Raw genomic sequence first — 26,822 nt, 5'->3', positions numbered from 1 at the left:
GGCTGCCGCACCACCGTTCGTCGCGGATTCCCTACCGCTTGGCGCATAACTAGTACGTTTGCTGACGATCTGCACCATGATTGCCGGAGGCAACGGCCCTCTACCGGAAGCTCGGTCAGAGGCCCTGGCAGAGGGCCGTTTCCGCAATGTGCTGGACACCGATGTCCGTTGACGAGCAGGGGGAGTACTTATGGGTTGGCTGGACCGCGAACGAACCATCGCCCCGCCGGGATTTAACCGGTGGCTCGTCCCCCCGGCAGCCCTCGCGGTGCACCTGTGCATCGGCCAGGCCTACGCGACGAGCGTCTACAAGACCGCGCTGGTGAAGCACTTCGGCGCGAGCCTGACCGAGATCGGCGTGATCTTCTCCGTTGCGATCGTGATGCTGGGCCTCTCGGCCGCCATCATGGGCACCTGGGTGGACAGGAACGGGCCCCGCAAGGCGATGTTCACCTCCGCCGCGTTCTGGGCGAGCGGCTTCCTGATCGGCTCCCTGGGCATCTTCAGCCACCAGCTCTGGCTCGTCTACCTCGGCTACGGCGTCGTCGGCGGCATCGGACTGGGGATCGGTTACATCTCCCCGGTCTCCACCCTGATCAAATGGTTCCCGGACCGGCCCGGACTGGCCACGGGCATGGCGATCATGGGGTTCGGCGGCGGCGCCCTGATCGCCAGCCCGGTCTCCACGGCCCTGCTGAAAATGTACGATCCCAACTCCGGGGCCAAGGGCTGGGTGGCCAGTGGTGAGTCGGTGGGCAAGCTCTTCCTGACCCTCGCCGTCGTCTATCTGGCCTACATGATGTTCGGCGCGTTCACCATCAGAGTTCCGGCCGAGGGCTGGAAACCGGCAGGTTTCGACCCCGCAAAGGTCAAGGCCGCCTCGCTGGTCACCACGGACAACGTCTCCGCCCGGAACGCGGTCAAGACCAGGCAGTTCTGGCTCGTCTGGATCGCCCTGTTCTGCAATGTCACGGCAGGGATCGGCATCCTTGAGCAGGCCGCTCCGATGATCCAGGACTTCTTCCGCCAGCCCGACGGCACGTCCCTGGCCAGCGCCGCAGTGGCCGCGGGCTTCGTGGGGCTGCTCTCGATCGGCAACATGTCCGGCCGCTTTGCCTGGTCCGCCACCTCCGATGTCACAGGCCGCAAGCGCATCTACATGGTCTACCTCGGCGTCGGCGCCGTGCTCTACACCGTGCTGGCGCTGGCCGGCTCTACGTCCACCGTCCTCTACGTGGCCCTCGCGTTCGTCATCATCTCCTTCTACGGCGGCGGGTTCGCGACGGCCCCCGCCTACCTGCGCGACCTCTTCGGCACGTTCCAGGTCGGAGCCATCCACGGCCGGCTCCTGACGGCCTGGTCCGCGGCGGGCATCGCCGGGCCGCTGATCGTCAACGCTTTCCTGGACGCGCAGGGCAAGCCCGGCGCGCTCAACGCCGCGTCCTACCAGCCCGCCTTGCTGACCATGGTGGGGCTGCTGGTGATCGGTTTCGTGGCGAACCTCTTGGTCACGCCGGTGGACGCACGATTCTACGAACCACGTCCTGGCCGCGTCCGGGCCGAAGAACCTGCCTTGGAGGGCTGAAATGAGTACTGCACAGAGTTCGGTCACACCGTCCACCGGGAGGTTGGTCATCGCTTGGGGGCTTGTCGGCGTGCCGCTCGCGTATGGCGTCTATGAGACCCTCACCCGCGTGGCGGCCCTGTTTGGCTGACACCGTGGTGGCAGAAGTCTTCGGTGGTAGTTCGCGCGCGGTGAGTGTGCCGTTCACACGCCCGGAGGCGTTCACCACCCGCCCCACGCTGCAGGGCACGTTTGGGATGAGCGCGTCCACGCATTGGCTTGCGACGGCGGCGGCCCAGTCCGTGTTGGAGCGCGGCGGGAACGCCTTCGATGCCGCGGTGGCGGGAGCGTTCGTGCTCCACGTGGTGGAACCGCACCTCAACGGGCCCGGCGGAGACATGACCGGGATCTTCGTCACCGCGGACCGGCCGGAGCAGCCCATAGTCCTGATGGGGCAGGGCCCGGCGCCGGCCGGGGCCACCGTGCAGCACTACGTGGCCGAAGGCCTGGACCTCGTTCCGGGATCGGGTGCCCTGGCCGCCGCGGTGCCTGCCGCCGTCGACGCCTGGCTCCTGCTGCTGCGTGACCACGGGACGTGGGAGCTGGACGCGGTCCTGGACTTCGCGATCGGCTACGCGCGGGACGGGCACCCGATGCTCGGCCGGGTCGGAACCACCATCGCGGCCGTGTCCGCGCTGTTCGAGGCGCACTGGCCCACGTCCGCTGAGCTGTGGATGCCGGGCGGCCGAATCCCGGTTGAGGGCGAGCTGGTGTGGAACCCGGCCTATGCCCGCACCCTGGAACGGCTCGTGCAGGCCGGAGTTAGGGAATCCACCCGCGAGGCGGGAATTGATGCGGCCCGCCGCGAGTGGCGGGAGGGGTTCGTGGCCCGCGCCATGGTGGCGTCGGTTCAGTCCCCGCACCGGCATTCCTCGGGCACGGATCACCGCGGAGTGCTCGCCCTGGACGATCTCGCGGGATTCGAGGCCGGGTATGAGGCGGCCGCCACCGTGGAGTTCCGGGGCCACACGATCGCCAAGACCGGGCCGTGGGGCCAGGGGCCGGCGCTGCTGCAGACCCTGGCCATTCTGTCCGGCTTCGAGGACCGGTTCCTTGATCCGTCCACCGAGCTCGGGGCGCACACCGTACTGGAAGCGCAGAAGCTCGCGCTCGCGGACCGGGAAGCGTACTACGGCGACACGGACGTGCCGCTCGATTACCTCTTGTCGGAGGACTACTGTGCCGGCCGCCGGGCGTTGATCACGGAACGGGCCTCCCACGACTTCCGGCCTGGCACCGTGCCCGGGCTGGCGCCGTACAGGCCGCCACTGCGCACCAATTACACGGTGCCGGCGCTCGCGGGCCATGCCTCCGCGGCCGGACTCGGCGTCGGCGAGCCCACCGTGACACCCGCGGGGGTGACCCGCGGCGATACCTGCCATATCGACGTCGTGGACCGCTGGGGCAACATGGTCTCCGCCACGCCGTCCGGCGGCTGGCTGCAGTCCTCCCCGGCGATACCGGAGCTGGGCTTCTGTTTGGGCACCCGGCTGCAGATGACCTGGCTGGAGCCCGGCACGCCGTCCACTCTGACGCCCGGCAAACGCCCGCGCACCACCTTGACGCCCACGCTCGTGCTGCGGGACGGCCACGCCGTGACCGCGCTGGGGTCGCCCGGCGGCGACCAGCAGGACCAGTGGCAGCTGCCGTACCTGCTGCGGACCATCGTGGGCGGGTATTCGCCGCAGCAGGCCATCGACGCACCGACGTTCCATACGACGTCGGTGCCCGGGTCCTTCTGGCCGCGCACCTGGGAGCCCGGCGGCGCCGTCGTCGAGGACCGGCTCGGTGAGGACGTCATCGCGGGGCTGGAACGCCGCGGGCATGTGGTCAGCCGGGCTGGTGACTGGGCGCTGGGGCGGTTGTCCGCCGTCGTGCGGGATCCTGAGACCGGGATCCTGCAGGCTGCCGCGAATCCGCGCGGTGCGCAAGGGTACGCCGCGGGCCGGTAGCGGTTGGCGGTGCGTAGCGGTGGAGCTGAGGAATGCTCGCTTCCTAGCCGGAAGCCTTGAGCCGGTCCATGAAGCGGAGCGACTCGGCAACTATCTGCTGCTGCGCCTCGTTGCGGCTGATGCCCGGCTCGCCGTCCCCGGGCTGCCCACCGTAGTCACCGAAGAACGCGTGCACGCCGCCCACAACCGTTGCGTAGGTGGTGGTTGGCGGGAGCAGGGACCTCGACGCCGCGATCTTGTCCGGGGTGCTCAGGCCATCGTTTGAGCCGGAGATGGAGAGCACCGAGAGGCCCTGCGCGTCCGCCATGTTCTCTGCGGGGTACGAAGCAAAGAGCAGCAGCCCGGAGACGTCGTGATTCGCCGCCGCGAAGGATGATGCGCTCACGCCGCCCAACGAATGACCACCGACGGCCCAGGAAGCGATTTCGGGATGCCGGTCCATGGCTGCACGGGCCTGGTTGGTGTCCAGCAGGGAGACGCCAAGGGGTGGTTTCAGGATGACGACTAGATGACCCGCGTCCGCGAGCGGCTGCAGCAGCTCCTGATAGGCGTGCGCGTCGACCCTGGCGCCGGGGTAGAAGACGAGACCCGTGGTGGCTTTGCCCGCCGGGGCAAGGGTAATCGAAGTGGCGTCATCTGCAGCCTTTGACCCGGCTGGCGCGGTCGCGGTGGGTCCATTGGCCGGGACCGTCTTCTCCCGGTCGGGTTGGTGGGGGAACGGGCTAAGCCACATCAGCGCCGCCACGAAACCGAGGACCGTGAGCCTGCCTGCGATCCCGCGGACCAACTGCCAGGTGGAAATGTCACCGCTACGCTGCTGTTTGCCGCCGAACCACCAGCGTCTGACCAGAATCAGCGCCCAAAGAATCCCCAGTGCGACGGCGGCCACCAGGAGAGTTGGCAGGGCGGGGTGGCCGCCGAGGACGGCCGGGTTGCTGAGCAGCATCCAGAGCGGGACCACTATCAGGGCGGCCGCCGCGAGAGCGCCGCTCCCGTTCAGGATCGAGGACTTCCAGGAAGTGGGGTTGAGCCCTGTGGGGCCGGGGCTGGGGGTTTCGGTGGGGTTCGCAGGACGAAAAGGCTGGCCTTCCTTCACGGTTTGATGATATCCCCCGGCAGCGGAACCCAACGGGGTCCGGCGCGACAAAACCCCCGTCACCGGCTCGATCAGCGGCCGCTGCGCCCCACCCACAGCCCATGCAGCAGCGGAAGCACCGACGCGATCATCAGGACATTGCCGAGCACCATGTCATCCGCGCGGACCACGGAGCCGGAAACCAGCAGGGCGCCGAAGATCAGCGCCGATGCCGATCGCTGCGCCGTGCGGTCAAGCCGTCCCAGCTGCCGCTCAAGGCGCGGATTTGCTACCGACAGTGAACCGTCCTCGAGCCGGGTTAGCAGCCCATCCAGACGTTTCGGCAGACCCAGCGCCATCCCGGCGGCATCGAGCGCCTGCTGGGCAACGTCCTGCACGATGTTGCCGCGCTCGTCGCGCAGCAGCTGCGCCGCATAGGGTTCGACCGAGTCCCACAGATTGAACCGGGCGTCCAGCGAGCTGCACACACCCGACGTCAGTGACATCGCCCGGATAATGAGCAGGAAGTTCTCCGGCATCTGGAACGGCAACGAGCGGACCACGTCACCGAACTCCACCGCAAAATCACGGAACTCCCGGGGGTCAACCTCGCGAAGCTCGGCGAAGCCCATCCCGCCAAAGCGGGCAAAGAGGTGCGTCATCGCCCGCTCAAGCTCGACCGTGTCGGCTGAGGGCACCAACACCCCCACGTCGCTGATCGCGGTCATCAACCCCTTGCCGTCACGCGAAGCGGCAGCGATGAGCAGCTTCCGCAGACCGCTGCGTGTGCTCGCCGGAACCTCGCCCATCATGCCGAAGTCGATGAATGTCAGCTTCCATGGGTGCTCCGTGGATGGATCGGCAACCGGCGTGACAAAGATGTTCCCCGGGTGCGGATCGGCATGAAAAAAGCCACTCGTAAAAATCTGGTCGAACATAACCGAGGCAAAAACAGGGGCGACCTGGGCCGGATCGATGCCCGCCGCCAGCAGTGCCTCCGAGTCCGTGATCTTGATCGCCGTGACGTCTTCGAGGGTGAGCACGCGGCGGGTGCTCCGTTCCCAGACGACGTCGGGCACCTCCACCCGGCCGTCGTCGGCGAAATCGGCAGCGAACCGCCCCGAATTCGCCGCCTCATTCAGGTAGTCGATCTCCTCAAGACTGGTCTGCGCAAACTCCTCGACCAGGGCGGGCATGTCGGCACGATCGGACACCAGGCGCACGTGGCTGAGCCAGCCGCCCACTTTGCGCAGTGCCGCCAGGTCGACGTCGACAATGGCCTTGATGCCCGGCCGCTGCACCTTTAGCACCACGCGGTCGAGCCCGGTGTCGGCGGCGTCGCCCGGGCCAAGCCTCGCCCGGTGCGCCTGCCCGAGGGACGCTGCTGCGATCGGTGTCTCCTCGACCGAGGCGAACAACTGCTCCAGCGGCGCGCCCAGCTCAGCTTCGGCGAGGGCGCGGATCGCGGGGAACGAAACCGGAGGCACCTCGTCCTGCAGCCCCTCGAGTTCCTTGGTGATCTCGGGCGGCAGCACGTCGAGCCTGGAGGACAGGAACTGTCCGACTTTGATCATGAGGCCGCCGAGGTCCACCGCCAGCGCATGGAAGCGTTGCGCGAAGCGCCGCATCCTCTTCGCCCTGGTGCGCTCGGCAATCCGCACCAGCCCGATGCGGGGGAGGAACAGCTCGAACCACCAGGTCACCGCGAGATGCCATGCGGCGAAGCGCAGGATGCGGCGGTAACGGGCCCGGTGGCCCCGGGCGCCGGGTCCCGGAGCTGCCCGGTCCCGGCGAACCGACATCACCCCGGTCAGCCCTGGGCGAGGATCGCGTACAGCCGGCGGCGCGCGTCATCGAGCACCGCCACGGCTTCCTGCACCTGCTCCGGTGTGCCGGTGCGTCCCACCTGGGAGGCGGCCTGCGCGAGCTCGACGCCCGCCTTGGGCAGCGCCGCGAATCCCGAGCCCGACGCCGGACCCGTCGACTCCCAGGGCGCTGACGTACCGGCACCCGCCATCTCCTCGCGGCCCGCGTCCGTCAGGGAATAGATCTTGCGGCCGTTGGATTCCTCAGCACGGATAAGGCCCTCGTCGGCCAGCAGCTGGAGGGTCGGATAGACGGAGCCAGCACTGGGCTTCCAGGTGCCGCCGCTGCGCTCCTCGATTTCACGAATAATCTGATAGCCGTGCATCGGCCGCTCGGCGAGCAGTGCCAGCACAGCCGAGCGCACCTCGCCACGCCCCGCCCGGGAACCCGAGCGCTTCTCGAACCTCGAACGCAACTCCTCTACGGCCTGCCACATGCCGTCGACATTGTTGCCGCGAAATCCGCCTGCCGGGTAAGAACTGCGCATCATGCTCTCCTCTGGACGACCGTGAACGATATACAACGATAGCCAACGATACACGCGCAAATTTGCGAAACCAAGAGCGCCGGCGATCCACATCTTGCATCGTGATCCGACAGCCGTCAGCGTTCCTTTTTTGCGGTTTCCCGGGCCTGCTGAGCGGGCTCACGGCGCTTACTTGCATGCTGCCAGGCCAGTCCTGCCTGAGTGCCCAAAATAAATCCACCGAACCATACGCTTTTCCTACTTCAGAATTGGTCGCCACGGTCGATCTGGAGATTTCGCGACGTGCAAATCACTAGCGCCGTTGAGCGCGGCGGCCGGCCTTTTGTCCTCGAAGCATTGCTGAGTATTCCCCCAACGCCTAACCCGGCACGACGATGGCCGTTGAGTACTCAACCCAATCCTCCCTCCGGCCCTCCCGAAAAAGGCGATCGGCAATCCGCTGACACTCCTGCAAGTCGCTCCAGGGGCTCCACTGATTCAGCATTGTGGTCAAAGGCCCATGTGGTTCAGAACGACTCCAACTTATGTCTGTAACTCGGAATCGCTGATTACTAATCCAGTGGGATACTCGACCCGTTTTTCCAACTCGCCGTCCCGGAACAAGCGGGCCGCGACGATCTCACATTCCTGCCAATCGCGACACCATTTAGTGGTTAGAAAGTGGTCAGGCGAGTGGCTTCTGCGTCGTTACCCGTCATCCATTCCGGGCCCAACGACGCTGATCCCGGGTTCCCGAGGAAATCTGTCAGTGCCGCCTCGACAGGTCCGAGGTCGTTAACGAACCGAGAAGGAATGAAGCCCGTCGCATCACCCATCGGCACCTCCACCGATTCATCCTTCGCTTGTCCGGGCCGCAACAACACCGCCCAGGAACTCTCCTGGTCAGCATCAGCATTCCGGTGACAGACCATCCCCAGCCCAACACCACCGGCCACCTCAAAACGTGCCGACCCATGCTCAACAGCCAGCCGTCCACGCAACTTCCCGTCCAAGGAATGCAGCGCAGCACCAGCCGCCTCACGTGCCTCCGCGACGGTGCTAAGGCCCCGCCCATCAACAAGCCACTCCGCCTTATTTGTGGTTTCCCGGCTCGGCTTAGCGGGCTGACGGCTCCGCTTATTCGCATGCTGCCAGGCCAGTCCTGCCTGAGTGCCCGAAATAAACCCACCGAACCACGCGATTCCGGCTGGGCCCAACACCAAACAGAGAACGAGGGAAAGCACCAAAACCAACATGGCTAGCCATCGCCAGGGCGGTGAGAAACGCAGCAACCACACACCCACGGCCAGGCCGGCGAGTAGTGCCACGACCTCCTGTGACACGTGGTCCTGAGGTCCTGCCAGGATCACCGCGACCGTGGCGCTCAATAACACGCCACTAAGGATCAGAGCATTCCTTACCGGATGCTCAGCTTTTCTTCCCACAACAACCAACCCTTTCTAGGCCTGTTTTGCTCACCATCCGAGTGCGCTCTGGAGTTGGTCGCCACCGAAGCCGACAGTGCCACCTCCAAAGGCGCCTCCCCACAGTCCCACGGTATTCGTCTGGTTGTAGTTAAACATGCCGTTCACAGTCCGAGGCGCAAAGTACGGCATCTGCCTTAGCGTGCTAACGCCTGTCTGGTTGAACGCCGGTATGCGCCCCACAGGTATCGCGGCAGCACCCGCTCCAAACAGGCCTGTTGCCCCGGCCTTCGCGGGGTCAATGGGATCCCCGGCGACGACGTTCTCCAGCATCGAACCTGTTCCCGCACCAACGCCACTGATGGCCATCGTTCCGGCCTTGGCAACCACGCCGGTCGACGACAATGACATCCCTCTGGCGAGGCTGCCGCCGGCCGGCCCCGCGAGGCCGCCTACGGCACCGGCGAAGCCACCACCAGCGATCTTGCCCGCAAAGTCCCAGCCGTTATTGATGCGCCCGCCTTTCTGATAAAGGTAGCTCGCGGCGCTTGCACCCGCACCGACGACCCCGTTGGCGCCAGCACTTACTCCGAGCGCTGCTGCAGCCTGTCCGGCCGGCGCACCCGCGAGGACGCCCCTAGTCCACATGGCCGCGCCGCCGCCTGCAGCACCGGTAGCCGCGCCTATCGCGGTGTTGCCGAGGACCGACCACCAGTCGACCGAACCCTTCTGCGATTTCTGGGAAAAGACCGAGAGGCCACCCGAGCTCAATGCCCCGGCGATAGCTCCTGCCGCGATGATGTTGAGCCCCGGCACGAACAATGCAGCAACGCCAGCGGCCACGGCGAGTCCCGCAACGACGTACTCCCAGTGGCTCCCGGCCGATTTGTCGTAGGCCTTCAGCTCGTCATCAGTGAGCGGACGCAGCCCGGTGGGGTCGGTGGTGTTGAGGGGGTTATTGCCGGCGTAGGCGTAGGGGTTGCCGTCCCAGCCCGCGCCGAGGACGGGGGAGAGAGGATCGGTGGAGAGGAAACCACGAGTAGCGGGGTCGTACGCACGTGCCCCGAGCCACTCCAGGCCAGCGATGTCCAGGCCGCCGTTGCCGGTCAGAGTGATCCCGGCGGGCAGCACACCGGCCAGCCCGGACACCGAACCCAAACCAGCGGCACCACCAACGGCAGTGCCACCCGGGCCAGGGACTGCCGGCGCGCCGATGACGGCCCAGGGGTCGGACTGGTCGGTGGGGCGGGCGGCCCGCCAGCCCGGCGCGATCCAGGCGTCCCCGATCCCGGTGACACCACAAGGCAACGAAAGGACCTGTTCACCGCCGAAGCCGGCCAGGGTGGGGATGGGGGTGGCGGTGTCCCACCACAGCTCCGACCCATCGATAGCAGCCAGCTCGCCGAGGGCGTCCACCCACAGCTCATGCCGGGAGGTTTCCATGCCGTCGGGCGTGCGGTCGGCAACGCTCTTCAACTGGCCGCTCTGACCCCACGAGTACTCGGTCCAGGACCCGTCCGGCCGGATCAGCCGGGTACGGCGGCCCAGGCCGTCATGAACATACTCAGTCCGTGAATCGTCAGCGTCCGTGACGGCGAGGAGCTGTCCAGCGGCGTCGTACTCATAGACCCGGGAGCCACCCGGCGTGGATTCCCGGACAAGGCGCCCGCCGGCGTCGTACATCCACTCGGAGACCGCAGAGGGAAGCCGCGGCTCCCCGTTCCGGGTGGTGGCGGCCGAGACCATTTGGCCGGCCCCGTCATACCCGTACTGGGTCACAGTACCGGCGCGGGTCAGGGCCGTGATCCGGCCGTCCTCGTCCCGGCCGATCAGGGTGACATCGGTCGAGAGCGGGTCAGAACGGTCCGTGCGGCTGTGCTCGGACAGGCTCCCGTAGCGGTAGGCCCATTCCTGGACTAGGTTCCCGGCAGTGGCTGCGGTGATACGCCCCGACGCATCGTGGGAGAACACGGCCTCCCCGAGCCGGGGGTTGCTGACAGCGGTCACCCGGCCTGCGGCATCCCGGACATAAGTGGTGGTGGTTCCGTGCGCGTCGGTGAAACCGGTGCGGTTCCCGTCGGCGTCGTACTTCCACGACATTCCCCGGCCGCCGCGGGTGCGGGACGCCAGCCGCCCGCAGCGGTCATACGCGAGCTCGTGCTCGACGGCCAGCCCGTCAGCGCCCGTGTAATCGGTAATGATTACGCGGCGGCGGATCAGGTCGCGTTCGACGCCGGCAATGAGCTTCCCGTCGAACGAGGTGGAGGATTCCCGGCCGGCCCGGTCATACGTCCAGGTTGTGGTGTGTCCGTCCGGGTCGGTCTGGGACAGTTGCCGCCCGGCGGGATCGTAGGTGGCGGTGCTCATCCGCCCGAGCGGATCGGTGACGGAATCAACCTGGTCCGTGGCCGTGTAGGTGCGGGTGGTCACCCCGCCCAGGGGATCGGTGATCCGGACCAGGCGCCCGCGGACGTCGTACTCGAACAGGGTCCGGCCGCCCACGCCGTTGACGGTCTCGGTCAGTTCCCCGGCGGTGTTGTATTTGAACCGGCGCGTGCCGTACCAGGAGTCCTGGCTGAACGTCAGCCGCCCGGCATTGTCGTAGCCGTACCGGGAAACGCCCTGGCCGGGGGTGCGGCGCAGCACAAGCCGTCCGCACGGGTCGTACTCGAAGGTCTCGACCTCGCCCGTGGGCAGCGTCCGGGAAGTGACGCGCTGATCGGCGTCGTAGGCCAGTTCCGTGACCGCGCCGAGCGGGTCCGTGGTTTTCCAAGGCCGCCCGCACACGTCGTACTCGTACCGGGTAACGGCACCGCTGGGGGAGGTGATCGACGTGATCTTCCCGGCCACGTCCCGGCCCAGGACCGTCAGGCCGCCGTCGCCGTCGACGAGCTCCACCGGGTTGCCCGCCGCGTCATAGGAGGTGAGCTCCGCGGAGCCGTCCACCCCCTGGACCTGCCTGGGGCGCCCGTACTCGTCAAAGCTGTACGTCGAGGATGAGAACGCGTCCGTCAGCGTCGCCGTCCCGGCCTTGCGGTCCGCGGTCGCGTCTGTGCGGACCCCGGTGGGGTCGACGACGGCGGTCAGGGCGCCGATCTTGTCGTACTCCCGTACCCAGTCATGGCCGGCGGGGTCCGTGATCCCGACCAGCCGGGAAAGCGTGTCATGGACAAAGCCCCAGCGGGCACCGTCGGGCAGCACCGCGGCGGTGACGTTGCCGAGCTCATCGAAGACCCGCTCAATGGCCCGGCCCAACGGATCGATTGTCCGGACCAGATCACCGTTGACGGCGTATTCGAGTTCGGTCCGCCCGCCGTCCGGGGCGACGAACGCCGTCGTCCGCCCCGCCGAATCGTGTTCGAAGGCCCAGACGGCGCCGTCCGGGTCCTCGCGCCGCACCAGCAGGCCCGCGGCGTCGTAGCTGAAACGGGTCTCAGCGCCCGACGGGCTGATGGCCGTGACCGGGCGGCCCGCATGGTCACGGACGATCCTTGCGATGTCTCCTACAGCGTTCCGGGTCGCGACCAGGTCCCCGAACCCGTCGTACTCAAAGCCGACCGTCACTCCGGCCGGGTCCACTACTTGGGCCAGTTGCCCGTTCCGCCACTGAAGCTCGGTGCGCCCGCCCAGCGGGTCCAGGATCACCGAGGGATCCCGCGACACCTCACCGGCATACTCATACGAGACGACCGACCCGGACTCCGTCACCAGAGTGGTGATGCGGTCTTGCTCATCCCAGCCGTAGGTGAGGTCCGCGCCCTCCGGGGTCACGGTCCGGGTCTTCCGGCCCCGCCCGTCGTAGGCGTGCACCGTGACCGTCCCGTCGCGCTCCGTGAACGACACCAGATTTCCGTGGCCGTCATACGCCATGGACTGACGCTGGTCATGGGAATCAAGCACCCCGACCAGGCGGCCCTTCGCATCGGCGATCCACGAGTTTGAGCGGGTACCGTCCTCATCCGAAACCACCGTGACCCGGCCCGGCAGATACGCGAACCTGGTCCGGCGCCCATGCTGGGAGGTCTGCAGGACAACCCTGCCGTGTTCGTCGTAGGTGTTCTCTGCCTCGAGAACGCCCGCAGCCGAGACCACGGCCTCGATCAGGCCCTGCTCATTCCACCGGTAGGTGCGCGTCCCCAGCCCGGTCTCCACGCGGGTCAGCCTGCCAGCGGCGTCGTACGCGTACTCCACCCGGCGCCCGTCCGAGGCCCTCACCACGGCAACAAGCCCGTCCACGTACTCGACGTCGAGGAAACGGCCCCGCACATGCGCCAGCCGGGTCACCAGTCCGGCACAGCCGGCGTCAGCTGGCCCTTCCCGGAGAACGGACGCCGTCCGGCCAGGCCCGGACCCGGCACCGAGCCACACGCCGGCCAGGCTGTAAGCCCACCACGCGCCCTGGTTGTCCCGGACCACCAGGAGCTCGACCGTACCGTCAGGCAGGGAGCCCAGCTCCGCCAGGTCAGCAGCCTTTGCATGCTCGCGGGCCAGCCAGTAATTCTCTCCCACACCCCTGCCCCAGCCGGTGCCCTCCCGGGGGAAGTCCACGGCGCGGCCATCAGCCATCACCCACCGGCACCCCTCATCCGAGACCGTGAGGTACTGATCCAGAACCGAGGCCCACCCAGGACCAAACACCCCGGGCCTCTCCAAACCTGACGCCAGCGAGTTGTACATCCGAGACAGCACCACGTTTGAGGCAACCCCGGCGAACCCCAGATCCGTTTCCGGCTCGATGAAGTTTCCCGTTGAGGTGTTCACGGGATCATTGGCGTACCCGCTGGTCGGCATCGCACCGGCCGCCGTGGGCGGATCAATCGCCAACGAGGACCGGGTCGCACTCACCCCCGCCGCAGCGAGCGCCTCGTTCACCGCCGCGTCTGAAACACTCGACACGGCCCCCTCGCCGCCGGCAGCGGCAAATGCATCCGCAACCGTCACCGCCCATTTCGCGTCGTTCTCGTTCGCCTGCAAGTACCGCCGGTATGCGGTGATCACTCCGGACGCGTCTATTGAACCCCAGTAGCAAGCAGACGCGAACGAGGACATTTGCCCGTGCAACGAGCCCGGCTCGGCCGCCAAACCGTCGTCCAGGCCCCGCGACCCTGCCGCGAAGGACCGCAGATCAGCCGGCCGCGCCGAGGACGTCCCGCCTCCATACCCGCCACCGGGCGCCGGGGTTTCCCGTGAGCCCAGGGCCGCCGAGGCCGGAGCAAACGACGGGGCCGGACCCGGATCCGCGTTCGGCCGCTCCGACTCACCAAAAAACCAGTCCCTGGCCTGTTCGAAGCCGTTCCGGTCGTTGTGCTCCCGGACCCACTCGTTGTTCCGCCGGCGCCGATCATCCTCATCACGCCCGGCCTCGATCATCTGCCCCACATAGCCGGCGACCGTCCGCAATGCTGAGACCAGGGCCTCCGCGTCGCCCGCAGCCGTTACTGCGTTCGCCGCGAACAGGTCCGAGAAATGGCCCTGGAAGTCCGTCTTCGCCGTGGAAACATACGAAGCCCGCGACCCCGCCTGCCCCTCAACCCGCGACGCCGCCGATTCAAATACCGACTGCACCGCCTCGGCCACGGCATAACTGAACCGCCCGCCATGAGAAGCATCCGACGCCGGCAACAGCGGCACCTCAACGAAATCGGTCACAACCAAAGCCCCCCACAGAACAAGAACTGGAACAGAAAGACAAACCACCAAACGTGCATCGGCCAGGTAACCGCCCACTCACCAGAGCGGCGCGACTACCTGGCCCTCACGCAATCACATACAGGCTCAGGCGCCGCCGCCAGCAGAGAAGATGTCCTGCGAAATCTTCTGCAGCTGCCCCCGCAACTGCTCGAGTTCCTCCTTGGCCTTGTCCAAAGCAGCCTTCGTCTCCGGCCACGTAGAACCTCGGAACTGCGCAGCCAGGGGACCATCCCAAATATTCGGATCTGACAAAACTCGTCCCTGCGCATCCAGCGCCGAGATCTGATCCGTGAAACCACCGTTAATGATCGACTGCACCTGCCCAATCGCAGCCTTCGCTTGCTCAGTAGACAACACACGCGACATAGAAATTCCTCCCAAGAGACAAGCGCTTCTCCGCCGGACACGTAACCGCCGACGACCAGACGGTGCCGACGCTACCAACACACGTCAATAAATCCAACAAAAAGAAAAACTAGGACGGCGGGACATGACCGCCCAAGTCATGCGCATGACACAGGCAAACCGCGATTAGTCCATTCGTGAGTGAAACCCCGTATCATGCTGAAGGCACCATGAACGGAAGAGGGGACGATCATGTCCAGACGGACTACCACGCACCAGCACATCCCGGGGCGCCGCATCGCGCCCGGCCGGGCGCTGGGCGCCTTCCTTGCCGGCCTGGGGCTGATCGCGACGACGTCGTGCGGCCCGGCCCCCGAGCCGGAATCGGTGTCCAATCCGGTCAAGCTCCTGCAGAGCGTGCGCGTGGGCATGTCCCCGGCCGCCGGGGTCGAGACGATCGAAGGCACCACCATCTCTGTGTCCGCGGCCGGCGACTCTTCCGCAGCGGACACGAAGTACGACGCCGCCCAGGCGGTGGGCGAACTGCCGGTGCGAGTGAGCCTGCAGTACCGGGCCGGCGACAAGTCCGGCTCCGACCTCACCGAGCTTCAAGGCCACACCGGGCCGGTCGAGATCGACCTGACTCTGGAGAACCTCACGGTTAAGCCGCGGGTCATCGAGTACGATGCCGCTGGCCAAACCCGCTCCGATACCGCCCTCGTAGGCGCCCCGCTGACTATCGCCGCCTCAACGAAACTCACCGGTGTACGGGCCGACGACGTCACCGCCGGCTCTGCGGACGGCGGAACGGGCACCAACGGCGTCTTGAGCAGCACCGAGGACGGTGCCACCGTGGTGCAGTGGGCCACCGTGCTGGCCCCGCCGCGTTCCGGGGCGAGCACCACGCTGCGCCTCGTTGCTGATGTCAAGGACTTTCAGGTCCCTGCTTTCGACGTGGCGGTCCAGCCGGGCCTTAACACAGACCTCAGCGCGGACGGCGTGCTCGCCGGCGCGTTCTCTTCCGGCGCGGGCTCCGAGATGGGGCTGCAACGCCGCACTATCTCACTGGTCTCGGACGTCAACACCGTGTTGACCAAGGCCGGTTCCACCATCACCGAGGTCCGGCGGAACCTGCAGGTGACCTCTCAGACCCTGGGTGCGAAGACCGCGGGCGAGCTGCGCGATAACTCCACGGCCCTGGCCGCAACCATGGTGGACCTGAAGGAGCAACTGAAGACTCTCGGCGCCGACCTGGAGGCCGCGACGAAGTCAACGCAGTCCACCACCGCGTCCCAGCTGAAGCTGACCGTCGCCGCCGTGGACGCGATGCTGGGCGACACCTCGGCCGTGCCCGCGACGGCCCCCATCAACGGTGACGGCTGCACCGCGGAGGTGCCCAAATCGGGGAAGGCGGCCACGGTTTACTCCAGCATCCAGACCATGGCCTCGCAGCTCGACGCCTACGCGAAGGTGAGTGCGGGCTGCCGGGATATCGTCGCTGGCGCCATCAAGGCCACCATGGGCCCCGAGGACCCCACCGCGGAGGAATGCGCGGAGCAGGGCTCGATGACATGCTCCCTCTACGGCTCTGCCGTGACCGTCACCGGCGCGTTGCTGGGCCTGGTGAAGAAGGGCGACGAGCTTGTGGCGGACCTGCAGCCGCAGATGGTCGAGGGCGCGATCAAGGATCAGGAGGCTGCCGCCGTCACGCTGGAGAAGGTTCGCGCCGATTTCGCTGCGGTCCTCGACGGCGCCGAGACCACGGAAGACTACAAGACTGCCCTCGCAAACGTGGAAGAAGCGATCAAGTCCGCCCGGGGCTCCGTCGCCGCGACCCGGGACGCGGCCGCTGCGGTCCGCGGCAGCATCGACGGCCTGCGGCAGAAGCTGGGCGACATCAAGAAGACTGCGCAGGACGCCCGGGGCGAGTTGGGTGACCGCTCGCTGCTGAACGGCTCGATGACGCAGCAAACGCAGCGGCTCGCCGACGAGTTGTGCAAGATGGCCGACGGCGCCTCGCCCCGCGAGGGCCGACTGTCCGCCGAGCAAGCGGAGCGGCTGCGTTCCTACTTGACGTCCGCACCGTGCGAGCCCACGGATGAAAGCGGAAACCCGGCGCAGGAACTGCGGCCGCCGCTGGGGTTCAAGGACCCGCTGGACGATCGGATCCAGGCCCAGACGGCCGCCTGGGACGCGGTCCTGGCGGCCACCGACACCACCGCCCCGGACGAGGAGATCGGCCAGGCGTTCACCACTTTGGGGACGACGATCGACGACATCGACGCCAAGCTGGACGCCATCAAAGAAGCCACGAAGGCGCTCGACGGCGCCGCCACGGGCGACGTCAACAGCAACAAGCGGGAACTCGCTGCCCTGGACGCCGCGCTTGGTAAGGCGATCGACTCCTCCGGCCGGGTCGGCTCGACGCTCGCGAAGCTCAAGGAGCAGCAGGACGGGCTCGGCGACAAGATCAAGAAGTCCCTCCGCGAGGTTTCGGCGGAGACCGCCGCCGAGGTCTACAAGACCGTGGACGAGCAAGTGCGCCGGGTCGCCGAGATCGGCGACGCGGGCTCCGACGCCGTGATCACGGCCTTCAACCGCTCTATCTCCGGTTTGAAGTCCACCTCGGACGAGGTGGTGAACGACGCCGAGGGCACGGTGAATAAGCAGCGGGACGAACTGCGCGGGCAGAGCGACGCGCTGGCCGCATCCCTGGACAAGAGCACGCAGTCCTCGCTCGCGAACATCGCCTCCAGCACGTCCGGCTCAACCCGTGACGTCGAGGGCGCCAGCGCCCTCCTGTCCTCAAGCCTCACCAAGGTGATGCTCGACCTGGGCGACCGTTCGGTGAACGGATCCGGCCTGCTCGGCTCCATGGCCACAAGCGCCGCCAAAGCCGACACCGCTGACTATCAGCTGGCACTGGCATCGCAGAACGCTGAGGGCTATGCCAATATCCGCTCCAGGGACGTGGCGGGGCTGCTCCTGCGCCAGGCGCAGTTCAAGGCCTCACTCACCGCGGTCGACGAACTGCCACCGTTCCACCTCGAGGTGCCGGCCGGCGCCACGTCGCAGACCCTGTACACACTGAAGATCGGCGGCACCGCATGAGCTCCCGCACCGGGCTCACGACCCTGATCGTCGCGGGCATCACTGTCGTCCTCGCGGCTGCGATCGCCCTGACGACCGTGGCGCTGAGCCGTCCCAAGGAGGCTTCACGGCCCGATCCGGTAGCCGCGACGGTTCCCGTTGCGCTGCAGGCCGAGGGCCTGCCGAAGGACCTCTCCATCGGCGTCGTCCTCACCCTGGGCCAGTCCGGCGAGCCCGGCTCCGAGTACAACCGGGCGGCACAGGGCGCGATCGTCGCCGCACAGCGCTTTGCCAAGGGCGGCGCCACCGTCGCCCTCGCAGCCCAGAACGACCGCGGCACGGAAGATGGCGCCCGCGCCGCCGTCCACGCGCTCGCCGCGCAGGGAGCATCGGGTGTCGTCGTGGCGACCACGGGTGCGCCGGCCCGGGCCGCGGCAAAGACCGCCGAGGAGCTCGGCCTCCCGGCGATCCTGCCCTACGCCGAACCATCGGACCCCGCGCAGACCACCTGGACCACGAGGCCGTCGGGCGCATCCGTCGCGGCCGCCCTTCGCACCGCGCTGAACGGCAAAAACAGGGTGCTGCTCGTCGGGGACGGCGGCGAGGTCCCTGCCTCCGTCGGGATCTCACAGACGCTGAACCTCGATGGCTTCGACGCGGTGACGGACCTGGCCCAGGAGGCCGCCATCCGAACAGGGGACCAGCTGCGCCCTCCTGCCGAGGACGCCCCAGCAGGCGCCGGGTCCACGGGGGTCGCCGAGCCCGCGGACGCCGTGGTTGTCTCGGCCGCCACCCCGCAGCGGCTGGCCCGTCTGGTCCAGGCCCTGCAGGCCCGCGACGTGTCCGTCCCCGTCGTCATACCGGACGGTGCCACCGCCCCGGCCTTCGCCTCCACGCTCGCCGAACTCGACGGCGCCGCCTCCGGGCAGCTGGTCAGCGTTGCCCCGGCCGGCGGCGATGCCACGGCGCTCCAGCAGGACGCCCAGGGGCGCGGGATGTCCGCATTCCTGTCCGCCGTGCGCCTGGCCTCCGGCGACCCGAAGGTCAAGAACCTGACGGGCGATGCCGCGTTCTCCGCCGACGCATGGGCGGCGGACTCACGCAGCCACGACGCCGTCGTCGCCCTCGTACGGGCGGCCGCATCGGCTGGAAGCGGCGAGCCGTCCAAGGTCGGCGCGGCGTTGCGCACCATGTCCTTCGGTCCTGGTGACGGCCTCGCCGGGCCGGCGCTGGATTTCTCGCGCTCCGCGGCGCTGACCGCGGAGGCAATCCCGGTCTACGCTTCCCCTCAGGATCTGGGCCTGCGCCCGCCGGATGAGGCCGCTCCGCGGCTCGTCTGGGTGCCGGCGCCGGCAAACCCCTGACCACCTGCCCCCGGTTCGCACCAAAGCGGGCGGGGACCATCCACCACTGAAGGAGCGCCCGGTGCGTGTGCTGATCGACCTGGACGAGCGTCGCTTTGAGTGCGACGTGGCTCACGCCGCGCCCGCCACGACGCTGACAGACCTCGTGGAGGCCGCCGGTGGCCCGCGCCTGGCACCCGATGAGGCGGTGTTCGTGAACGAGGCCGAGGTGCGTGGTTCCACCCCCGTGTCAGAGCTGATCTTCCTGGAGGGTAGCCGCATCTCGCGGGCGCCGTGGCAGATTCCGCAGCGCGTGCGCGGCTGGAGCGTGACGCTCGCCGGCGGCCAGAGCACCGGCGGCGTGATTGACGTTCCGCACGGGCGAGAGATGCTCATCGGTCGGTCCCCTCACGCCGATCTGAGCCTTCCGACCGAAAGCGCGTCATGGGACCACTGCCGCCTGCGCCGGGAGGAGGACGGGCTGCGGGTGTTCGATGGCGGGTCCACGAACGGCACCCTCGTTAATGGCGAGCCGGTGGGGGAGGACGGGGTCCTGGTGACAGAAACCGCCACGATCACGGCGGGCGGCGCGGTGCTCCTCCTGCGCTGGTCCCTGGACGAGACGCCCGCCCCGGCGCCTGGCAGCCTGCACAACCTCACGCCGGCGGCGACAGCGCCCTTCAACCGGCCTCCCCGCCCCGGGCAGGCCCCGGCGGGCGAGCCACTGGTCCCGCCGGGCCGCAAGGACGTGCCGCCGGCCAGCAAATTCAGCTACATCACGGTGCTCGCGCCCCTCGTGATGGCAGCGGCGATGGTGTTGATCCTGCGGGACTTGCGCTTCGCGATGTTCGCCATGCTCAGCCCGGTCATGGCCGTGGGCATGTGGTTCGAACAAAAGCGCCGTCACGCCCGGGGCCTCAAAGAAGAGGACGAGCGCTTCGCCGGGGCGCTCCAGGGATTCGAGCGGCAGATCCGCGAAGCCGCAGCGACGGAGACCGCACGACGCCATCGGATGATCCCCGATCCCGCGACCGTAGTCCGGCGCCCCGCACTCCCCGCCACGTCCTTGTGGCAGCGCCGCGCCGACGCGGACGACTTCCTGGCCCTGCACGCCGGCACAGGTGACGTCCACTGGAAGCCCGAGGTGGACCGCACCGCCGGGTCGCGGCTGGATGAGAAGGTGAAGGACTCCCTCGCGGCCGCGCGCCTTCAGGCCGCGCCCGTGCTCGTGGACCTGACCGACGCCGGTGTGGTGGGTATCGTCGGGCCGCGGGAGGGGACTCTGGCGCTCGCGCGATCCCTCCTGGCCCAGGCCGCGGTGCACGTCGGCCCAGCCGACCTGACCATCGGCGTCTTCTGCGACGCCGGACGCGCTGACGAGTGGGAGTGGGCTTCATGGCTGCCGCACACGCGCCAGGCCGGCAGCAGCACGGGCGAGCGGTGGATGTCCGCGGACCGCGAGGCGAGCCTGGCCATGCTGCGCACGCTCAAGGACGCTGTGCAGGAGCTGCCCACACCAGCGATGCTGGTGGTCCTGGACTCCGAGGTCCTCACGGAGGGCAGGGACTCACCGGCGCGCGCGCTGCTCGGCACGGGCCGCTCCGTGCCCGGGGCCCATGGGAGCCCGCAGCAGCGCCCGTGCCGGGTGGCGGGCATCGTCATCGCGACTTCGGAGGAACAGTTGCCGGCCTCCTGCACCACGATCATCAGGGTCGGTTCGGACGCAGCGGCCACTGTGGACCAGCCGGAGGACCTGACCCGCGTGGAGGACGTCATCCTGGCGGGCCTGGACCAGGAGGAGGCCCTGCGCTGCGCAATGCGCGTGGCGCACTTCGACGATCCGGAGCTGAGCGTGCCCGGGGCCTCGCTGCCCCCGCTTGTGCGGCTGCCCGGGCTCCTCGGCTACGACCGCCCGGACTCGACCACGATCCGTCGCATGTGGCAGGCTCCCACCGGAGTCTCCACGCCGATCGGCACAGGGGAGAACGGCACCCTGACCCTGGACCTGGTCAAGGACGGCCCGCACGGCCTGGTGGGCGGCACCACCGGCTCCGGCAAGTCCGAGTTCCTCCGCTCGCTTGTGGCCGGCCTCGCGGCACGCAACGATCCGACGCGCCTGAACTTTATCCTCGTCGACTTCAAAGGCGGGGCCGCCTTCAAGGCATGCGAACGCCTTCCGCACACCATTGGCACGATCTCCAATCTGGACGAGCAGCTCGCCGACCGGGCCCTCCGCGCCCTGGAAGCGGAGATGGAACGCCGCCAGCGGGTCTTCGCAGAGGCCGGCGAGGGCATCGACAACCTGAACGCCTACCTGGCCACGAACCCGGCCGAGCCCATGCCCCGGCTGCTGCTCGTGATCGACGAGTTCGCCATGCTGGCCAAGGACTTCCCGGACGTGCTCAAAGCGCTCGTCAGCGTGGGCGCAGTGGGCCGCACCCTGGGAGTGCACATGATCCTGGCGACGCAGCGCCCGGCGGGCGTCGTCAGCGACGACATCCTCGCGAACACCAACCTTCGGGTGGCCCTTCGGGTGCAGAGCCGCGACGACTCCAACAACGTCATCGGTGTGCCCGCCGCCTCGGCGATCGGCCGGGCCCAGATGGGCCGGGCATTCGTGAAACTGGGCCAGGACGACATCACCCCCGTGCAGACAGCCCTCGTGACCGGACGGGCGCAGCTCGGCGCCGGGCCCGCCGTGGACGTGCGCGAGATACGCCAGTTCGGCGTCCCCGTGCCCGCGGCGGCGCCGCCACGGTCTGCGGGCGTGGACGAGAACGACCTCGAACTGCTCATCGACGCGGTTGTCGAAGCCAACGCCGAGGCAGGGTACGCCCAGCCGCGGCAGGTCTGGCCGGAGGCCCTGGGTGAGCGTGTGGAGCTGGAGGGTTACCATCCTCAGCCGGACGGCGGCCGTCGCGCCACACCGTCCGACACTCCCACCGATCCCGCACGCCGGCCGCTGCCGATGGTGGGCGCCGTCCGAGGCTCCACGGTCCAGGTGGCAATCGTCGACGAGCCGGAGCTGCAGCGCCAGTCCGCGGCGGGATGGGACATGTCCGTGGGGAACCTGATGCTCATGGGCGTGGCCGGCTCCGGCACGAGCACCACACTGGCCTCGATCGCGCTGACACTGGCGAAGGACGCCGATCCGGCCGAACTGGACCTGATGATCCTCGACATGGGCTCCCGTGAACTCGAAGCCCTGGAACGCCTGCCGCACACCGTGGCGTATGTGGGAACCGGGGCCGGTGCCAAGGAGCAGCAGGCCCGTTTCCTCCGGCACCTGCACACGGAGCTCGAGAGCCGCCGCGCCGAGCCTGGCAGGCACCGCCGCACCGTGGTGCTGCTGGACGGCCTGGCCTCACTGCGGGACGAGTTCCAGGATTTCGAAGGGCAGCAGCTGCTGGCGCTGCTGTATCGGGCGTACGCGGACGGCCCGGCGCTGGGACTGTCCTTCGCGGTCTCCACCACACGCGCCAAGGCGGTGCCCTCGGCCATGAACGAGGTGACGCTGCAGAAGTGGCTCTTCCGGCTGGCGGACGACTACGACTACTCCTCGCTCGGCGTCCGGGGCAAGGAAATCCCCGCTGCGCTTCCTGGGCGCTGCGTGGATCCCCGCACCTCGCTCCAGATGCATGTGGCCACGCCCGGTATCGGGGTCGAGGCTGCGGTGGATCGCATGCGGCAAAGCTGGGCACACGCACCCGCGAAGACCCCGGCGATCCGGCGCCTGCCCTCCAACGTCACCATGCTGGAGCTAGGGGTGGAACCCCGGCTGGAGGCCGAACCCTGGCTCATCCCGGTAGGAATAAAGGAGGCTGACCTCTCGCCGGCTTTCCTGGAAATCTACGAGGGCGAGCACGCGCTTGTCGCCGGGCCTGCCCGGTCGGGAAAGTCCACGCTGCTGCTGGCCCTGGCCGCAGCCCTGCGTGGCGCGACCACCTCACGCGGGCCGGCTCAGGTGTGGGGCATCTGCGATCGCCGCTCGCCCCTGGCCCTCGCCGATCTGGATCGCGTGGCCGTCGGCACGGATGAAGTGCCGGCCCTGCTGGCCTCCCTGCGCCTCGAGCGCGGCCCAGTGTTCCTGCTCATTGACGACGCAGAGCGCTTCGAGGACACCGATCAATCCATCGCGGGGGCTGTGACATCCGGGCAGCCGGGGCTGTGCGTCATCGCGGCCGGACGGGCCACGGATCTCCGCGGGCTGTACAGTCACTGGACCAAGACGCTCCGCAAATCCCGCCTGGGCGTGCTGCTGCAACCGGATGCAGATTACGACGGCGAACTGCTGGGCACCGCACTCCCGCGCAGGGCGCCGGTGGCGCTGAGTGCGGGGCGTGGATATATCGGCGTCGGCGGCCAATTGGCACTGATCCAGTCGATGAGCGCCGAGGGCTGAGCCCGGCTACGAGCGCCTACGACGAACGAGTGGACGGCCGGGGGCCTTGAAGAATCAGATCGATAGCGTTGGGGAGTACGGTATGAAATTCGCACAGACGGGTCAGGCTCTGGGAGCGTCCTACCGCTTCGGCGAACGGGTGGGCTCCGGCGCCGTCGGCGAGGTCTGGACCGTCACCTCTGCCGACGGCCGGACGCTTGCCGCCAAAGTCCTGCGCCCGGAGCACGCCGACGATCCCTCGCTCGTAGAGCGGTTCGTCCGTGAGCGATCCGTCCTGCTTGGCCTGCAGGACTCGCACATCGTCACGGTGCGCGACATGGTGGTGGAAGGCGCGCGGTTGGCCATCGTCATGGACTACGTCGCGGGAGGCTCGCTGCGCGACGCGCTCAAGGAGACGGGACCGCTGCGTCCTCTGGACGCGTTCAACGTCGCCGCCGAAGTGTTCGACGCACTGGCTTTCGCGCACTCACGAGGCGTGACCCATCGCGACATTAAGCCGGACAACGTGCTCCTCGCCCGCCCCTGGCCCGAGTGTGCCGCGGGCGACGTACGGGTCTCCGACTTCGGCATCTCCGACGTCGTGGGCGAGAAGATCCGCCAGACGACCGGTCTCATCGGCACCCCGCACTACATGCCTCCCGAGCTCATCAGCCAGGGCCGGTCCGGCCCGCCGGGCGATGTGTACTCAACGGGCATCATGCTCTACGAGCTCCTCGCCGGGCGCACTCCTTTCGCCGGGCCGGGGACGGACTTCAGCGTCGCGTACCGCCATGTTTCCTCGCGCCAGCCACGGATCCCCGTGGACGACGCGGTATGGAACGTACTCGACTCGCTGCTGTCCAAAGACCCCGCCCGACGCCCGACGGCGAGTGAGGCCGCGGCGACGCTCCGGCGTCTCGCACCCCGCCTTGCCGGCAGCAGCCCGATCACGCGTACCGAGGCCCCGGAGGACTTCGACGCCGTCGAACGCTCGGCCACCGTCGTCCGGGGCGCCTTCACGGACGAGGACCTCGCGGCCTTCGCGTCAGGCTCGCCAGATGACCACGCCGGGAAGGCTCCCGAGCTCGGGGAGGCCGACAGCGCCACCATCGCCCGGCCAATCCCGCGTCGCGAAGTGCGGCCCCGTGCGGAGGCCCGGCTCGAGGAACAGGTCTCCACCCCGTTCTGGCGCACTCGCAAAGCGTTACTGCTCGCGGGCGCCGCCACCCTGCTCGTCGTCGCGATGGTCGTGGGGTTCGTTGTCCTCGCCCCTGCAGGTCAGCAAATGCGGCCCACCGCGGAAGGCCAGGTGTCCAAGCAACTTCAGGACGCGGCGCTGCCAACCGGCCTGACAATCTCGCGGGAGGCCTCCTATGAGCCGTCCTCCGGTCAGGTCCGCTTGACTGTCGCGTACGCGGCGCAGAAGGCGCCATTGTCCGGTGATTTCCTTGAGGTGATCCCGGGCCTGGCCGATGGGGAAGCGTGCCCTGCGGTCACATGGGACGGGGCTTCGGTGAGCAGGAATCAGGCCTCGATCACCGGCCTTGACGTCGAATGCGGCTGGAAGGTCTCGGGGTTGGAGGTCCCGGCGGGAGGGGCAGCCCAGGTCACCGCCAAGGTGTCAGTGTCACCGGCGGACCAGCAGGCCCTCGACGCATGGCTGCGGGCTGGGTCCGAGGCGACGACGGCCGCGACGCAGGACCCTGCCGTCAAGGGCACGGCCTATACCGTCCAGCGACTGAAGGGCGTGGAGGTGCGTACTCCGGCGCGCGTCGTGACGCCTAGCCCGCTAAAGATCACCCTCGTGCCAGTCTGGGCGGGCGGCGCCGACGAGCTGAACCCGCTCTACGTCAGTCCTGCATCGGGCAAGCCCTCGCAGATGCTCGCCGCAGTGAGTGGCGGCGAGAAAGGAGTACGGTTTTCCGACGGCTGCGGCGGGGCGCTCGCGGTGGACAGCGCGGGGCTTACCGTGACGGCCCTGCAGATCACGCCCCAGTGCACCGTGCGTGCCAGCGTCGGGAACTTCACCGAGCTGCAGTCTCCGAGCTTTGGTATCACGTCCCGGGAAAACTCGTAAGACGGAGGGCTCCCGGGGCTCCCAGGACTGAGGACTCGGGGTTGCCCCCCGCGCGGCCATGACCTTGGCCTGGACGTGCGAGCCGCTCAGCCCACCCGGCCGTCCTGGCTTCTGTTCACGGGGCGGCCAGCCCGCCGTCCGTCCGGGCCGCTGTTCACGGGGCGGCCAGCCCGCTGCCGTCCGAACCGCATGGCTCGCCTCCGTCCAAGCTTCTGTCACGCGGCCACCCGGCCGCCGTCCGAACCGCATGGCTCGCCTCCGTCCAAGCTTCTGTCACGCGGCCACTCGGCCGTCCGGGCCGCTGCCCGGGGCGGCCAGCCCGCTGACGTCCGACGCGCACGGCTCGCCTCCGTCCGGGCTTCTGTCACCCGGCCACCCGGCCGTCCGGGCCGCTGCCGTTCGAGCCACGCGGTCACCCTGCCGTCAGGGCGTCTGTCACGCGGCGGCCACGGGGTCACTCCAGGCGGAAGTAGGTGTTCCGGCGGGGTGTCTGGGCTGGGTCGAGGTGGGGTGGCGGGATGAACCAGGGTATGCCGGTGCGCATCTGGATGCTCCAGTGTTCCTTGTGGATCACGTGGTGGTGATGGGAGCAGAGCAGGGTTCCGTTGCCGGTTCCGGTGGTTCCGCCGCGGGACCAGTAGGTGATGTGGTGGGCCTCGCACCAGGAGGCCGGGATGGTGCATTGCGGGAAGGCGCAGCCCCGGTCCCGGGCCGTGATGGCCTTGCGGATGTGGGGCGGGAAGATGCGGGAGGCGCGGCCGATGTCCAGGACCTGGCCCTCGCCGCCGAGGACGACGGGGATGATGTCCGCGTCGCAGGCGATTTTGCGGATGGTGCCGGCGGTGACGGGGCCGGTGAACAGCAGCGTCCCGGTGCCGTGCCTGGTTCCGGTGCCGTGCTGTGCGGTGTTGGCAGGGGCGCTTGCTTCGGCGGGAGTCGTCCCGAGCCGGGTGAGCAGGTCGCGGTAGTCGATGGTGGCCATGACCTGGGGCCGGAGCCCGCCCGCGGCGGGTAGCCCTCCGGTGGCGAGGGCTGCTTTGCACGCGCCGACCAGGCCGTCGAGCAGCCGCTGGGGCCGGGAGCGGAGGTCCAGGGACAGAAGCGACGGGTCCTCTTCGGCCGTGGCGGGCTCCGCAGCCGGGCCTGGCGCATCCGCCGCCCCACCCTCGCCCGCCCCGCCCTCGCCCGGTCCGGCCTGTGCCGTGTTGCCGGTGGGGGTGCCCTGGCCGGTGTCCGGGCCGGTGCGGGGGTTGGTGGCGGTGTTCATCACGGTGATCAGGTGTTCGAACTGGTCCGTGGTGGCGAAGATTTCCAGGTGTTGCAGGCCGTGCCGGGGTTTGCGGAGGAAGGCGCCCTGGAGCTGGCGGAGCAGTTCCTCGGAGGGTTCGGCGCCGTCCTGGTCCAGTGCCTCGGCCCAGCTGCGGCTGATCCGGGCCAGGAAGTCGGCGTCGTTCTCGGCCGCGGTGCGGGTCAGGGCGTGCTCCATCG

At 68.5% G+C, this 26,822-nt stretch carries 14 protein-coding genes; 7 read left to right on the top strand and 7 right to left on the bottom strand.

Annotation, left to right across the window (positions count from 1 at the left end; translation table 11 throughout):
* Nucleotides 1-190: 190 nt before the first annotated feature.
* The 3 genes from AC1D1A_RS17555 to AC1D1A_RS17545 all read left to right on the top strand — a co-directional run bounded on the left by AC1D1A_RS17555 (nt 191) and on the right by AC1D1A_RS17545 (nt 3,576).
* Complete coding sequence (locus AC1D1A_RS17555) at nt 191-1,585, top strand: OFA family MFS transporter (RefSeq protein WP_476948314.1); 1,395 nt, start codon at nt 191-193, stop codon at nt 1,583-1,585.
* Between the two features lies 1 nt (nt 1,586).
* Complete coding sequence (locus AC1D1A_RS17550) at nt 1,587-1,715, top strand: MFS transporter small subunit (protein WP_263407449.1); 129 nt, start codon at nt 1,587-1,589, stop codon at nt 1,713-1,715.
* Nucleotides 1,716-1,821: 106 nt separating this feature from the next.
* The gene (locus tag AC1D1A_RS17545; RefSeq protein WP_476948368.1) at nt 1,822-3,576 is read left to right on the top strand and encodes a gamma-glutamyltransferase family protein; all 1,755 of its coding nucleotides are present in this window, start codon (nt 1,822-1,824) and stop codon (nt 3,574-3,576) included.
* Nucleotides 3,577-3,619: 43 nt separating this feature from the next.
* Here AC1D1A_RS17545 and AC1D1A_RS17540 read toward each other — a convergent pair whose 3' ends face one another.
* The 6 genes from AC1D1A_RS17540 to AC1D1A_RS17515 form a co-directional block, all read right to left on the bottom strand.
* Nucleotides 3,620-4,672 (bottom strand): alpha/beta hydrolase, encoded by a 1,053-nt coding sequence (locus AC1D1A_RS17540; protein WP_476859715.1) that lies wholly within the window; start codon nt 4,670-4,672, stop codon nt 3,620-3,622.
* Nucleotides 4,673-4,743: 71 nt separating this feature from the next.
* On the bottom strand, nt 4,744-6,453 hold the full coding sequence (locus AC1D1A_RS17535; protein ID WP_476948313.1) for an ABC1 kinase family protein: 1,710 nt from the start codon (nt 6,451-6,453) through the stop codon (nt 4,744-4,746).
* Nucleotides 6,454-6,461: 8 nt separating this feature from the next.
* Entirely contained in the window at nt 6,462-7,004 is a 543-nt protein-coding gene (locus tag AC1D1A_RS17530; RefSeq protein ID WP_223915556.1) for a PadR family transcriptional regulator, read from the bottom strand.
* Between the two features lie 653 nt (nt 7,005-7,657).
* Nucleotides 7,658-8,428 (bottom strand): hypothetical protein, encoded by a 771-nt coding sequence (locus AC1D1A_RS17525; protein ID WP_476948312.1) that lies wholly within the window; start codon nt 8,426-8,428, stop codon nt 7,658-7,660.
* Between the two features lie 30 nt (nt 8,429-8,458).
* On the bottom strand, nt 8,459-14,056 hold the full coding sequence (locus tag AC1D1A_RS17520) for a DUF6531 domain-containing protein (protein WP_476948311.1): 5,598 nt from the start codon (nt 14,054-14,056) through the stop codon (nt 8,459-8,461).
* 126 nt (nt 14,057-14,182) lie between these two features.
* Nucleotides 14,183-14,464: a hypothetical protein gene (locus AC1D1A_RS17515; RefSeq protein WP_028275663.1), complete on the bottom strand. Its 282-nt coding sequence runs from the start codon at nt 14,462-14,464 to the stop codon at nt 14,183-14,185.
* A gap of 231 nt (nt 14,465-14,695) precedes the next feature.
* Between AC1D1A_RS17515 and AC1D1A_RS17510 the strand changes: the two genes are divergently transcribed.
* The 4 genes from AC1D1A_RS17510 (at nt 14,696) to AC1D1A_RS17495 (ending at nt 25,334) form a co-directional block, all read left to right on the top strand.
* Entirely contained in the window at nt 14,696-17,554 is a 2,859-nt protein-coding gene (locus tag AC1D1A_RS17510) for a hypothetical protein (protein WP_476948310.1), read from the top strand.
* Nucleotides 17,551-18,897 (top strand): hypothetical protein, encoded by a 1,347-nt coding sequence (locus AC1D1A_RS17505; protein ID WP_476948309.1) that lies wholly within the window; start codon nt 17,551-17,553, stop codon nt 18,895-18,897. The genes AC1D1A_RS17510 and AC1D1A_RS17505 overlap by 4 nt, the downstream gene beginning before the upstream one ends.
* A gap of 61 nt (nt 18,898-18,958) precedes the next feature.
* Nucleotides 18,959-23,278, top strand: a complete 4,320-nt coding sequence (locus AC1D1A_RS17500) for an FtsK/SpoIIIE domain-containing protein (protein ID WP_476948308.1) — start codon at nt 18,959-18,961, stop codon at nt 23,276-23,278.
* An 82-nt stretch (nt 23,279-23,360) separates the two neighbouring features.
* Nucleotides 23,361-25,334, top strand: coding sequence for a serine/threonine-protein kinase (locus tag AC1D1A_RS17495; protein ID WP_476948307.1), 1,974 nt, complete (start codon nt 23,361-23,363; stop codon nt 25,332-25,334).
* Nucleotides 25,335-25,788: 454 nt separating this feature from the next.
* On the opposite strand, the gene AC1D1A_RS17490 is transcribed toward AC1D1A_RS17495, so the two are convergent.
* The coding region (locus AC1D1A_RS17490; RefSeq protein ID WP_476948306.1) for a DUF222 domain-containing protein at nt 25,789-26,822 on the bottom strand (1,034 nt) is incomplete at its 5' end.

Source organism: Arthrobacter sp. P1_B9, from assembly GCF_056406495.1.
The sequence above is the reverse complement of the archived record's forward strand: the minus strand, read 5'-3'. Positions and strand labels throughout refer to the sequence as shown.

Coding starts and splice junctions, on each gene's coding strand:
- AC1D1A_RS17555 (WP_476948314.1), top strand. CDS start 191: ATGGGTTGGCTGGACCGCGAACGAACCATCGCCCCGCCGGGATTTAAC.
- AC1D1A_RS17550 (WP_263407449.1), top strand. CDS start 1,587: ATGAGTACTGCACAGAGTTCGGTCACACCGTCCACCGGGAGGTTGGTC.
- AC1D1A_RS17545 (WP_476948368.1), top strand. CDS start 1,822: ATGAGCGCGTCCACGCATTGGCTTGCGACGGCGGCGGCCCAGTCCGTG.
- AC1D1A_RS17535 (WP_476948313.1), bottom strand. CDS start 6,453: ATGTCGGTTCGCCGGGACCGGGCAGCTCCGGGACCCGGCGCCCGGGGC.
- AC1D1A_RS17530 (WP_223915556.1), bottom strand. CDS start 7,004: ATGCGCAGTTCTTACCCGGCAGGCGGATTTCGCGGCAACAATGTCGAC.
- AC1D1A_RS17515 (WP_028275663.1), bottom strand. CDS start 14,464: ATGTCGCGTGTGTTGTCTACTGAGCAAGCGAAGGCTGCGATTGGGCAG.
- AC1D1A_RS17510 (WP_476948310.1), top strand. CDS start 14,696: ATGTCCAGACGGACTACCACGCACCAGCACATCCCGGGGCGCCGCATC.
- AC1D1A_RS17505 (WP_476948309.1), top strand. CDS start 17,551: ATGAGCTCCCGCACCGGGCTCACGACCCTGATCGTCGCGGGCATCACT.
- AC1D1A_RS17495 (WP_476948307.1), top strand. CDS start 23,361: ATGAAATTCGCACAGACGGGTCAGGCTCTGGGAGCGTCCTACCGCTTC.